This is a genomic window from Acidithiobacillus sp. TH-A67 (assembly GCF_057473545.1).
The window spans coordinates 35,949-48,278 of the sequence record NZ_JBYCKU010000047.1; the positions used below are offsets into that span (position 1 = coordinate 35,949).

Here is a 12,330-nt window from a genome sequence, read left to right on the forward strand (position 1 = left end):
ACCCGATGCACCTGCGTCACTGGCTCGGGGCTGGACTGCTACTTATCTCCTGTCTCGCCCATGGCGCCCTCACTCCGCAGCAAGAGCAGTTGCTGCAAAATGCCGCCGATGCCTTCGCCCAGGGCAACTATCGTCCCGCGGCGGCCGCACTTCCCCAGCTTGCCAATACCTACATGGGCCCCTGGGTAGCCTATTGGTCCCTGCAGCCACGGCTGCGTACACTGCAAGCAATGCAATTTCAGTCCTTCGCCAATGAGTTCCCGCATGGGGCCGCTTATCTGCTGCTACGCCGACAATGGCTACTGGAGTTGGGACGGCGACACGACTGGCAGAACTTCGCCGAGCTCTATCGGGCTGGTCCCGCGCCAAAAAACCTCAGCGTCCGTTGTTATGCGGCGCACAACCCACTGTTACAGACTGGCAACCCAGCCACGCTATGGGATGCGGCGACAGCGAGCAATGGCGCCTGTAATCGGATGGCACGAACGGCCCTTGCCCAGGGGCAAATTTCGCACACGCTGCTCTGGCATAAACTGGCGGAGATGATTCGTGGCGAGCATCTCCACAGTGCCGCGACTTTTGCCAGTTTTCTTCCCGGTCCTGCGGCGTCGGCCTTGAACAAACTCCTGCAAAGCCCCAATACCTGGCTGGCAAGCCAGGGCAGCTCTGCGTTACAGAGCTATGGCGCGCACGACGGCGCCGAACTGCTACATCTCGCTCTGCTCGCGATGCTGCCAAACGACTCCGCGCGCGCGGTGGCCCAGAGTCAGACCCTGCCCGGTCTTTCGCCTGCGCAGCGTGCTTCGGTGTGCTATAGCGCAGCGCTGCAGGCTGCGCGTAAGTTCCAGACGAGCACTGCCAATGCCTGGTATCAGGCCGCACTAAGCGTCGACTCCAGCTTCCGGCCCAATGCGGAAACTCTCCATTGGATGGTGCGCTCAGCCCTGTTGCAGCAAAATTGGCCCTTGGTGCTTGCCGCCGTAGGGCGCTTACCGGCAGATCAGGCACAACAAAGCCAATGGCAATTCTGGAAGGCGCTGGCATTGCAAAAAACTGGAAAGGGCGCATTGGCGCGACAGCTCTGGCAACAGATCGCTTCCCCCTTCGATGCCTATGGACAGCTGGCCAGTGCAGCCCTGGGCCAAAGTCTGCGTCTCCCCGCGCGCAGCCAGAGCCCTGCGGAGCTGGTCGCTGACGCATTCTCCCAGCCAGCTGTTGCAGGGACGAAAAACAACAGCCTGCGGCGCGCCCTGAAACTCTATCAGCTGGGACTGTATTTCGATGCCCTGTGGGAATGGGGGCAGTACCTCGATACCCTCCCGGATGCCACTGCCATCAAAGCGGCAGCCCACCAGGCTGCACAAAATCAGGCCTGGCTGCTGGTCATCAATGCTAGCACGCGCATCGGCAACGATGCCGACTGGCAACAGGGTTACGTGCTTCCCTATCGTCAGGACATCGTCGCCAGCGCCAACCGTAATGGTCTTTCCCCCTCCTTCGTCGCCGGTGTGATCCGCCAGGAATCCGGATTTGCACCCGGTATCCGCTCTTCCGTGGGCGCCCAGGGGATCATGCAGGTCATGCCAGCCACCGCGGCCTGGGTGCAAAGCCGCTATCCGCAAAGTGCTGCCGCTGATCTGCAGACGGCGGCCGGTAATATCCAGATTGGCACCACCTACCTGGCCTACCTGCGTTCGCAGTTCGGCGATTCCCCCGTACTTCTCGCCGCTGCCTACAACGCCGGACCGGGAGCGGTGAATCGCTGGTTGCAAAAGATCACCCTCGGCGAGGGTCCATGGGCAGGATTGATCTTTGCCGCCAATATTCCCTATCAACAGACCCGCGACTATGTCACGACCGTCCTGAGCAATGCCATCGTCTATCGCATGCTTCTTTCCGAAGCAGCGGCATCCCCCCTGTCCTACTGGCAGCTGGCCAGATAGCGGTGCGAAGTACCGGCGTGAACACCCCAGCAGCAATTTCCCAAAGATGAGCGTATCCCTGCGCAATGTCGCCAAGGTAGCCAGCAATACCTTTTTATCGCGACTGCTCGGTTTCGCTCGGGACGTGATCCTTGCCCATTTGTTTGGTGCGGGGATGGCTGCCGATGCCTTCTTTGTCGCCCAGCGCCTGCCCAACCTCTTTCGCAGGCTTTTTGGTGAAGGGGCATTCTCGCAGGCCTTCGTGCCGGTGCTAGGCGAGTATGTGCAGGAGCGCAGCGTGCAAGAGACTAGGGCATTCGTCGCTGACATCAGCGGCTGGCTGCTACTGACCCTGGTGATCGTTACCGCGGCAGGGGTCCTGGGTGCTGGTCTGCTCGTCTACCTTCTTGCCCCCGGCTTTGCCGCTGATCCGGCCAAATTCGAGCTCACCGTCCTCCTCACCCGCATCACCTTCCCGTACTTGCTGCTGGTGTCTCTGGTCGCGCTTTCCGGCGGTATCCTCAACACCTATGGACACTTTCAGGTGCCTGCTTTCACCCCGGTATTTCTCAATCTCGGGATCATCGCTGCGGCACTTTTCTGGGCCCCCCACCTTGCCCAGCCGGTGATTGCCGTCGCCTGGGGCATGATCTTTGGTGGGATTGCGCAACTGCTGTTTCAGATTCCGGCGCTCTACCGGGTCGGCCACCTGCACCGGCCACGTCTGCGCCGCAACGATCCCGGCGTAGGCCGCACCCTGCGCCTGCTCGGACCCGCGGCCCTGGGTGCTTCCGCAGCGCAGATCAATCTCTTCATCAATACGGTACTGGCGTCTCTGGTTGGCGCCAATGTCGTGTCCTATCTGTACTATTCCGATCGCCTGGTGGAATTTCCCCTAGGCGTCTTCGGGGTAGCCCTGGGCACCGTGGTGTTGCCTACCCTCAGCCGCCAGAGCAAAACGGCGGAGTTTCCCCGCACCCTGGACTGGGCCTTGCGCTGGACCTGGCTCATCGCCCTGCCCGCCACCATTGGCCTGCTGGTACTCGGCAAACCCCTGCTGATCACCCTCTTTCGTTATGGCGCTTACAGTGCCCAGGATATGGAAGAAAGCTACCTCAGCCTGTTTGGCTATGGCCTCGGCATTCTGCCGATCATTGCCGCGCGAGTCCTCGCCCCGGCCTTCTATGCCCGCCAGAATACCAGGACCCCCATGCGCTTTGGCATCATCAGTGTCGGTGTCAATATTCTCATCAGCCTCCTCCTGGCCTGGCCCCTGCACCAGCTCGGCCTGTCGCTGGCGACCAGCATCGCTGCCCTGGCCAATGCCCTGTTGTTGGCACGCCGTCTGTGGCGGGACGAGATCTATCGCCCTGCCCCCGGTTGGCGTGTCTTTCTGGTAAAAACCAGTTGCAGCGCCGTGGCCCTCGCCGTCAGCCTTTTCCTGCTGCGCGGTGCCACGAGCGATTGGCTACACTGGTCCGCCGCAGCGCGGGTTGCCCACCTCTTGCTGCTCATTGCCGGGGGGGCTCTGCTCTACCTGGTTCTCCTCTGGGCCCTGCGCCTGCCGGAACTGCGCCAGTTACGTCGACGCTGAACGGGGTATTCGGGTACACTACAGCGGTTTTTTGCCCGGATGCCTTTTTGCCACCATGATCCAGCCCTTTCGTCTCCACTCGTTGCCACGGCAGGCAATGGCAACGGCACAGGCGCTGACCATTGGCAACTTTGATGGTGTCCACCTCGGGCACCAACGGTTACTTGCCGGTATGGCGGAGTGCGGATTGCCACGCAGCGTACTCACCTTTGAGCCCCTCCCACGGGAGCTGTTTCTCGGTAACAAGGCACCCATCCGCCTGAGCAGCCTGCGCGAAAAGACAGCAACACTCCGGCACTACGGGGCAGACCAAGTCGTTTGCGCACGCTTCGATACTGCCCTGGCAGCCTTGTCGGCAGAGGACTTCGTCGAGCAAATCGTGGTTCGACGTCTGCGGGTGCGGGAGCTGTTCGTCGGCCATGATTTCCGCTTCGGCGCCCAGCGCCGTGGCGATTTTGCGCTGCTGCAGCAAATGGGCAGGCGATACGGTTTTGTGGTGCACGAGCAGCCCCCCTATCTGCTGGACGGGCAGCGGGTCAGTAGCACCGGCATCCGCCAGTTTCTCGAACAGGGTGACTTGGCGCAGGCGGCACGCTGGCTTGGCCGCCCCTATACCGTCTGTGGTCGAGTACGGCGGGGCGATCAACTGGGACGCGAACTGGGCTTCCCCACGGCCAATTTACCCTTGGCGCATCGCCCCCTGCCCTTGCGCGGCATTTTTGCCGGCCGGCTCTACAGCCCCATTGGCCACTGGAATGCTGCCATCAGTATTGGCCTGCGCCCCACCGTGAATGGCAAAAGTCTCGTATTGGAGGCCCATTGCCTCGACGCCGAGAGCCCGAACCTCTACGGCAAAATGGTTGGCGTCGAACTGCTGCACAAGTTGCGGGATGAAGAAAAATACCCCAATCTCGATACCTTGATCGCCGCCATACAGCAAGACGTACAAAATGTACGGCAATTTTTTTCTACCCATGACATCGAAAGCCCATGGATTATAAAAGCACTCTAAATCTTCCCAAAACCGATTTTCCCATGCAGGGCAAACTGCCCCAGCGTGAACCGGAGCTGCTGGCCCGCTGGCAGGAGCTGGACCTGTATCAACGCCTGCTGCTGGCTCGCGCCGACGCGCCGAGCTTTGTCCTGCATGATGGCCCTCCCTATGCCAACGGCAAGATCCATATCGGGCACGCCGTCAACAAGGTACTCAAGGACATCATCAACAAGTCGCGACTGGTCGAAGGCATGCGGGTTCCCTACGTGCCCGGCTGGGATTGCCACGGTCTGCCCATCGAGATCCAAGTGGAAAAGACCCACGGGCGTCCCGGTGAGAAGCTGAGCGCCGCGGCCTTCCGTGAGGCCTGTCGTGCCTATGCGGCGGAGCAGATCGAAGGACAGAAGGCCGACTTCATCCGCCTGGGTATCCTCGGGGACTGGGAACATCCCTATCGCACCATGGATTATACCGCCGAGGCCGACATCCTGCGCGAACTGGGCAAGCTTACCCTCAAGGGGCAGGTTTATCGCGGCGCCAAGCCCGTGCACTGGTGCGTCGATTGCGGCAGCGCCCTGGCGGAAGCCGAGGTCGAATATCGCGATCGCAGCGATCCCTCCATCGATGTTGGCTTCCTCGTGGAGGACCGTGCGGATCTCTGTCAGCGTTTGGGCATTTCACTGTTCGACAGCGAAGCAGAAGTCGTCATCTGGACCACCACCCCCTGGACCTTGCCGGCAAATCAGGCGGTCGCCGTGCATCCCGAGTACGACTACGTTCTCCTGCAGGCTGGCGCGCGCGTCTTGCTGCTGGCTGCCGAGCTGGCGGAAGCCGCCCTGGCCCGCTATGGACACCCAGATGCCCAGTGCATCGCCACGATCCGGGGCCAAGCCTTGGAGGGACTGCGCCTGCACCATCCCTTCCAGCCCAGAACCGTGCCGGTCATCCTCGGCAGGCACGTCACCCTCGATGCCGGCACTGGCTGTGTCCACACCGCTCCCGCCCATGGCGTGGACGATTATCTGGCCGCCGAGGACTATCACCTGCCCATCGATAGTCCGCTGCAGGGTAACGGTCACTATCGTGACGATCTCGGCGACGGCCTCGCCGGACTCTCCACAGCCGAGGCCAATCGCGCTGTACCGGCCCTCCTGCACGAACGTGGACGTCTGCTACACCAGGAAAAGATCGAACACAGCTATCCGCATTGCTGGCGCCACAAGACGCCCCTGCTTTTTCGCGCCACGCCGCAATGGTTCATCGGCATGGAGCGCAATGGGCTACGCGAGCAGGCCCTGCAAGCGATCGCCGAGACCCGCTGGATTCCCGCCTGGGGAGAAGAGCGCATCGCTGACATGGTACGTAAGCGGCCAGACTGGTGTATCTCGCGCCAACGCGCCTGGGGTGTACCGGTGGCCCTCTACGCCTGCGCCCAGTGTGGCGAGCCCCTGCGCGACGCCGACGTCTTCCAGCGCATTAGCGCGGCCGTAGAGGCCGGTGGCGTCGATGCCTGGTTCAGCGGCACAGACCAAGATTTTCTTGGCAATGCCCCGCATCAGTGTGCTGCCTGCGGCCACGAGCAGTTTCACAAGGTCAGCGACATCCTCGACGTCTGGTTCGACTCCGGCTCCACCCACGCCTTCGTCCTCGAACGACGCCCGGAACTACACAGCCCCGCAGATCTCTATCTGGAGGGTGCGGATCAGCACCGCGGCTGGTTCCAGTCGTCCTTACTCGAATCCGTCGCCAGCCGCGGGCGGGCGCCTTACCTAGCAGTGCTCACCCATGGCTTCACCGTCGATGGTGAAGGACGCAAGATGAGCAAGTCCGTGGGCAATGTCATCGCCCCGCAGGAAATCATCGACCGCTATGGTGCCGACATCCTGCGCCTATGGGTAGCATCCGAGGATTATCGGGGGGAAATTCCGATTTCCGACAATATCTTGCAGCGCTTGGGCGAGAGCTACCGGCGCATTCGCAATACCGCCCGCTACATCCTCGGCAATACCCACGATTTCGATCCGCGTACAGACGCCTTGCCGGCATCCGAACTCCTGGAGATGGATCGCTGGATGCTGGGACGCTGTGCCCAGGTACAGCAGGAAATCCATAGCGCCTACGAGCAGTTCCAGTTCCACCGCGTGGTGCAGGCCATGCACAACTTCTGCTCCATCGATCTCGGCGGTCTGTATCTGGATGTGCTCAAGGATCGTCTGTATACCACCCAGACCCAGTCCCGGGCACGGCGCTCGGCACAGACCGTGCTGGCGAAGATGCTGGATGCCTTGTTGGTCTGGATGGCTCCCATTCTCAGCTTCACCGCCGAGGAAATTTGGCGACATCTGCCCTGGAAGAATGCCGAGAGCGTGTTTTTTGCCTGCTATCCCGATTTTGGCGAAGGGCAGGACGCGGATCTGGATGCACGCTGGCAGCGCCTGCTCGCACTGCGCGAGGCCGTGAATGCCGCCCTCGAACAGTTGCGGCAGGAGAAAAAAATCGGCTCCGCCCTGGATGCGCAGGTCACCCTCTCCGCCAACGCCGACTGGCTGGCATTGCTGCGGCCGATGGCGAAAGAGCTGCGCTTCCTGCTGCTTTGCTCCGATCTACAACTGCGCGACCTCGCCGTCGACGCGGAAGAGGCCCTGCCGGGCTTGCAGATCACGGTGGCCGCTTACGATGCCACGAAATGCCCGCGCTGCTGGCACCGCCGCAGCGACATCGGCGAGCATCCCGAGCATCCGGAACTCTGTAGTCGCTGCGTGGAGAATGTCGCGGGTAGCGGCGAAACACGGGAGTACTGCTGATGCTGCGCTATCTCTGGTTGAGCGTCTTCGTCATTTTCCTCGATCAGGGGGTGAAGCTCTGGCTCAGTCACATCTGGCGGCTTGGGCAAGGCATCGTCGTCATTCCCGGCATCCTAAATTTTCGCCTGGTGCACAATACCGGTGCTGCTTTCAGCTTCCTCGCTGGCGCCGGCGGCTGGCAGCGTTGGCTGCTAATCGTCATTGCCGTGATCGTTGTCGTGGTGCTCGTCGCCATATTGCGACGCCTGAAACCGGGCGCGCATTGGACCGCCATCGCCCTTGCCCTGATCCTGGGCGGCGCCCTGGGCAATCTCATTGATCGCATCCGACTGGGCTATGTGGTGGACTTCATTGGTGTGCACTGGGGAAACCTGTATTGGCCCTATTTCAACATTGCCGATAGTGCCATCACCATTGGCGCTCTGATGCTCATTGTGGATGCATTCCGGCGCCACTAAAGCCCTTTTGTCGTGCAAATACGACAAAACGACCAACGGGCCATCCCGTAAACGTAGGCAACCCTTTGATCAAGAATAGAATATAATTTTGGCCCGATACTTGCTTTACCCTCTGCATACTGCAAGAGGGACACTGCAATGGACAATCGGGCGAATTTACTGGCAGCACTTCGGCGGGTACGACACTACCCAAACTACCATTCCTTCATGGCCACCCAAGAACGCGAACGCATCAAACGTGATCTACAGAAGCGTTTGCTGCGTCTGCGTCGCAGCCATCGGTCGCAGGGCAGCGGTTTTGCCTTCTTACGCAAGGCCGTCCTGTCGCAAATCCTCTACTGACCTCTACTGCGGCTCATTACCCGGCCGCCACTTGATGCTGCAGCCCATGCAGGGCTGCACCTTGCTTGGGGCATCCTCCCCAGCAAGAACGGCGCGCACTGCCGTGTCGAGATCCTTACCCGTAACGGGCTCGTCGTTTTTGGGCCGTGCGGCATCGAATTGGCCGTGATAAAAGAGTTTTCCCGCCCGATCAAACAAAAAGATATCTGGGGTGCAGGCGGCATGAAATGCCTTGGCCACCGACTGATCGGCGTCAAAGAGATAGGGAAAATCATAGCCTGCCCGAGCCGCCTCGGCAGGCATCTTTTCCGGCGCATCGTCGGGATAGGCCCCCGGATCATTGCTGTTGATCGCTACCACTGCCAAGCCAGCGCGCTGCCATCCCTTCGCCAGCTCCGCCAGCTTCTGGGCGATATGGATGACATAGGGGCAGTGATTGCAGATGAACAATACGAGCAGAGGCTTGCCCTTGGCTTGCGCCGTCGACCAGCTGCCCTCCTTACCGCCAAAAGGCAGGGTAAAATCCGGCAATGGTGTCCCCAGGGGTAAATCGAATCCGGTCATAGCCATCGTGTGTATCTCCTTGTTACTTAGCAAATCATGCGGGCGAAAGGTGGCCGAAGGCCAGCTGCGCCTCGTCCCCACTGGCCCCGTCCTCCAGACGCCACGCCCCGCCGCCCAACAGGCGCAGGCAACGCGAATGGTAGCGCCAGAGGCTCGAGCGGTGGCCAACGCTGATGATAGCAGAATCGGGAAGGGCATCAGCGAGCAGACGATACAGCTCTCCCTCGGCACGTTCGTCGAGGGCGGAGCTTGCTTCATCGAGAAAAATCCAGCGCGGCTTTTGCAGCAGGATACGGGCAAAGGCCAAGCGTTGCTGTTCGCCCAATGAGAGGGTGTGGGACCAAAGTCGGGTCTCCTCCAGTTGACCGATCAGGCTGCCCATACCCACCCGTTGCAATGCCTCCGTCAGCACCCGATCACTACTGTCCTCCAGTCCATAAGGGTAGACCAGGACATCGCGCAGCGTGCCCATGGGCAGGTAGGGACGCTGCGGCAAAAAGAGAGGCCGCTCGCCAGCAGGTAGCCCCACCGCGCCATCCCCATAGGGCCAGATTCCGGCCAAGGCGCGAATCAGGGTGCTTTTGCCGCTACCGGAGGCTCCCATGATCAGCAGATGTTCGCCAGGTGCCGCCTGCAATTGGAGTCCATGCACGAGATCCCTCCCATCCGGCAGCCGCACGTTGAGATCGGTAACCTCCAGGCGCGGGGTATCCCGTCGCTCGATATGATAATGCTTGTCCTGGATCTCATGCACCTCGCCCATGGACTGCCGGAAAAAGCGCAAACGATCGACCACCGCGTGCCAGTTGGCCAGGGTCGTATAACTGCTGACGATAAAGGACAGCGCCCCCTGTACTTGGGCGAAGGCGGACATGATCTGTTGCAGACCGCCGACGCCAATTTCCTTGTTGACGAAATACGCAGGCAGGCAAACGACCAGCGGGAAAATAATGGCAATCTGGCCGTAGGCCGAGGTCCACCAGTTCAGGCGCATACTCCGCCAGATGATCCGCCAGAAATTGGCGTAGACCTCGGCAAAGCGCTGGCGGAAGAGTTTTCCCTCCCGCTCCTCGCCGCCATAAAGGGCGACGCTTTCACTGTTTTCCCGCAGGCGCATCATGCTGAAACGAAAGTCGGCTTGATAGCGCTCCTGCATGAAGTTCAAGCGAATCAGAGGCCTACCAATTAGGGCGGTGATGATGGTACCGAAAACCGAATAGATCAGCGCCGCCCAGACCAGATAACCAGGAATGGAAAAGGTCTGCCCATGGAAGGGGATCCAGATCATTGCCGACAGCTCCCAGAGCATGAAGATGAAGGTCCCCAGGGTCACCACCGAACTGAACAAACCAATGACGATGTTGAGGGTCTGGTTGGTAAATGACGCCAGATCCTCACTTATACGTTGGTCCGGGTTGTCAGTACCATCGCCCAACACCTGCATATGGTAGTAGGTACGTCGCGCCAGCCAGGCATCCAGATAGGAGTGGGTGAGCCAGCGCCGCCAGCGGATGATGATCATCTGGGTGAAGAAACTCTGGGAAACCGCAGCAATGATGTAGGCCGTAGCCAGGCCACAGAAGACGAGAATCTGCTGCCAGGCCGCGCTCGCCTGATAGTGCTGTACCGCATTCCAGAACACCGCATACCACTCAGTAATGCGGTAGGAGATAAATACCATCAATAGATTGAGGCCGATGATCAGGGCAAAGACGCCGCGTGCCAGCCAACGATCCTCCGAACTCGTCCAGTAGGGCTTGCTGATTTGCCATAGATCGCGAAAAAACTCGCGATTGAACTGCCGCATACTCGCTCTCCGCCAGGTTGCCCAAAAAACCGGCCCCGGGCGCAGATTTTGCTAATCTGAGGGGGCCAATCCATAGTGACGAGGAGCATAGCATGGCCGAAGACAAAAACCATTCACGTCGCCGCTTTCTCGGCGGCCTGATCGCCGCAGGCGCGGCATCGGCAGTGGCCGTAGCGGCACAGGGCCAGGGCATGGGAATGGGCATGATGGGACCATCGAAGAACAAGGTGGTCTATCAGCTCAACCAGTCTGATCCGGCCTATATCCTGGATATCTTACATAGCGCGGCGGTGGTGCTAGGGCATTTCAACAATGACGTCGATATTGTCATCGACTGTTTCGGTCCCGGCATCTGGCTCCTGGTCAAGGCCGAGAAGAACCAGCAGCACTACAGTAAGTTCATTCGGGAGCAGGTTTCCAGTCTGCACATGTACGGTGTGGTGTTTGACGCCTGTGAACAGACCATGAAAACCATCAAGATCGGCAACGAAGATCTGATTTCCGAAGCCACTCCGGTATTCAGCGGTGCTGTCGAGCTGATCACGCTACAGCAGAAGGGATACGCCTACATCGCTTGGTAACGGGAAACTAGAGCCGCCGGTGCTGCAACACCGGCAGGCGCGCACGGATCTGCGCCAGTTGGCCGAGCTCCAGTTCCGCCAGAACGACACCCGCGCCACCTTCCTGAACCGCCAGTACCTGGCCCCAGGGGTCGACGATCATGCTGTGACCCCAGGTCTCTCGTCCGTTGGCATGTTTGCCTCCTTGGTCGGCGGCCAGAACGAAGGCCTGATTTTCGATGGCGCGGGCGCGCAAGAGAGTCTCCCAGTGGGCGCGTCCGGTCTGCACGGTGAAGGCGCTCGGCACGACCAGGAGGGATGCGCCAACATAGTGGCGATAGAGCTCGGGAAAACGCAGGTCATAACAAATCGATAAACCGACACCGCCCCAAGGACTGTCGACCAGCACCGGCTTGGCGCCCGGCGCAATGGTTGCAGATTCTCGATAACTTTCGCCGCCCGCAAGGTCCACATCAAAGAGATGGATCTTGTCGTAGCGCGCCTGCACTACACCCTGGGCGTCATAGACCAGAAGACTGGCGAAGCAACGACCATCCGTGGCACGCAGAGGGATACTTCCGCCCAGCAGCCAGATCCCATGGCGCGTTGCCTGTTCTGCTAAAAAATCCTGGATGGGACCGCTGCCGGGTTCCTCCATGAGGGCCAATTTATCGGTGTCGCGTAGCCCCATGAAGGCAAAATTTTCCGGAAGCAGAATCAGCTTGGCACCGGCGACACTAGCGTCGTTGATCGACTCAGCTGCCGCTGCGAGATTTTGCTCTAGATCAGCACCGGATACCGTCTGGATGACCGCACATAAAAGTTTGCTATCTGTCATCCCGTCCCTCAAGCCGTTCAGACGCCCTGTCCGGCGAGCCAGCGCTGAATGTCGGCAGCGCCCATGGCGCCGCTCTGTCGTGCTACCTCACGCCCGCCGCGAAACAGCACCATAGTCGGGATGGAGCGAATCTGATAGCGCGCCCCGGTCTGCCCGTCCGCTTCAGTATTGAGCTTGGCAAAGAGGCAGCGTCCCTGCATCTGCTGCGCAGCCTGGGCGAAGGCCGGCGCCATCATGCGACACGGCCCACACCAGGGAGCCCAAAAATCTACCAGTACGGGTAGATCGTTGCGCTCGATATAGCGTTGAAAGGCAGCGCCCTGCAACTCCACCGGATGCTCGGCAAAGAGTGGCTGGTGGCACTTGCCGCATTTGGGATGCTGCCCCATACGCTCCTGAGGGACTGCATTGACGGCGCCACAGTGAGGACAAACGATGTGCATCGGA

At 60.3% G+C, this 12,330-nt stretch carries 11 protein-coding genes; 7 read left to right on the forward strand and 4 right to left on the reverse strand.

Going from position 1 to position 12,330, the window contains the following annotated elements:
- Nucleotides 1-5 precede the first annotated feature (5 nt).
- The 6 genes from AC2VNM_RS07530 to AC2VNM_RS07555 all read left to right on the forward strand — a co-directional run bounded on the left by AC2VNM_RS07530 (nt 6) and on the right by AC2VNM_RS07555 (nt 8,114).
- A complete protein-coding gene (locus AC2VNM_RS07530) occupies nt 6-1,943 on the forward strand; it encodes a lytic transglycosylase domain-containing protein (protein ID WP_483166076.1) in 1,938 nt (645 codons plus the stop codon).
- Nucleotides 1,944-1,989: 46 nt separating this feature from the next.
- On the forward strand, nt 1,990-3,516 hold the full coding sequence (gene murJ / locus AC2VNM_RS07535; protein ID WP_483166075.1) for a murein biosynthesis integral membrane protein MurJ: 1,527 nt from the start codon (nt 1,990-1,992) through the stop codon (nt 3,514-3,516).
- A 55-nt stretch (nt 3,517-3,571) separates the two neighbouring features.
- Nucleotides 3,572-4,528 carry a bifunctional riboflavin kinase/FAD synthetase gene (locus AC2VNM_RS07540; RefSeq protein ID WP_483166074.1) on the forward strand — a complete coding sequence of 319 codons (957 nt, stop codon included), beginning with the start codon at nt 3,572-3,574 and terminating at the stop codon, nt 4,526-4,528.
- Complete coding sequence (gene ileS / locus AC2VNM_RS07545) at nt 4,507-7,314, forward strand: isoleucine--tRNA ligase (RefSeq protein WP_483166073.1); 2,808 nt, start codon at nt 4,507-4,509, stop codon at nt 7,312-7,314. The genes AC2VNM_RS07540 and ileS overlap by 22 nt, the downstream gene beginning before the upstream one ends.
- Nucleotides 7,314-7,772, forward strand: coding sequence for a signal peptidase II (gene lspA / locus AC2VNM_RS07550; protein ID WP_483166072.1), 459 nt, complete (start codon nt 7,314-7,316; stop codon nt 7,770-7,772). The genes ileS and lspA overlap by 1 nt, the downstream gene beginning before the upstream one ends.
- 138 nt (nt 7,773-7,910) lie before the next feature.
- Nucleotides 7,911-8,114, forward strand: coding sequence for a hypothetical protein (locus AC2VNM_RS07555; protein WP_483166071.1), 204 nt, complete (start codon nt 7,911-7,913; stop codon nt 8,112-8,114).
- Between the two features lie 3 nt (nt 8,115-8,117).
- On the opposite strand, the gene AC2VNM_RS07560 is transcribed toward AC2VNM_RS07555, so the two are convergent.
- A complete protein-coding gene (locus AC2VNM_RS07560) occupies nt 8,118-8,684 on the reverse strand; it encodes a thioredoxin family protein (protein WP_483166070.1) in 567 nt (188 codons plus the stop codon).
- Nucleotides 8,685-8,712: 28 nt separating this feature from the next.
- The gene (locus AC2VNM_RS07565; protein ID WP_483166069.1) at nt 8,713-10,485 is read right to left on the reverse strand and encodes an ABC transporter ATP-binding protein/permease; all 1,773 of its coding nucleotides are present in this window, start codon (nt 10,483-10,485) and stop codon (nt 8,713-8,715) included.
- 92 nt (nt 10,486-10,577) lie between these two features.
- On the opposite strand from AC2VNM_RS07565, the gene AC2VNM_RS07570 reads away from it, so the two are divergent.
- Complete coding sequence (locus AC2VNM_RS07570) at nt 10,578-11,066, forward strand: DsrE family protein (RefSeq protein WP_483166068.1); 489 nt, start codon at nt 10,578-10,580, stop codon at nt 11,064-11,066.
- 7 nt (nt 11,067-11,073) lie between these two features.
- Here the strand turns inward: AC2VNM_RS07570 and AC2VNM_RS07575 are convergent, their stop codons facing one another.
- A complete protein-coding gene (locus AC2VNM_RS07575; RefSeq protein WP_483166067.1) occupies nt 11,074-11,883 on the reverse strand; it encodes a carbon-nitrogen hydrolase family protein in 810 nt (269 codons plus the stop codon).
- A 17-nt stretch (nt 11,884-11,900) separates the two neighbouring features.
- A complete protein-coding gene (trxC, locus tag AC2VNM_RS07580; protein ID WP_483166066.1) occupies nt 11,901-12,326 on the reverse strand; it encodes a thioredoxin TrxC in 426 nt (141 codons plus the stop codon).
- Nucleotides 12,327-12,330: the final 4 nt, after the last annotated feature.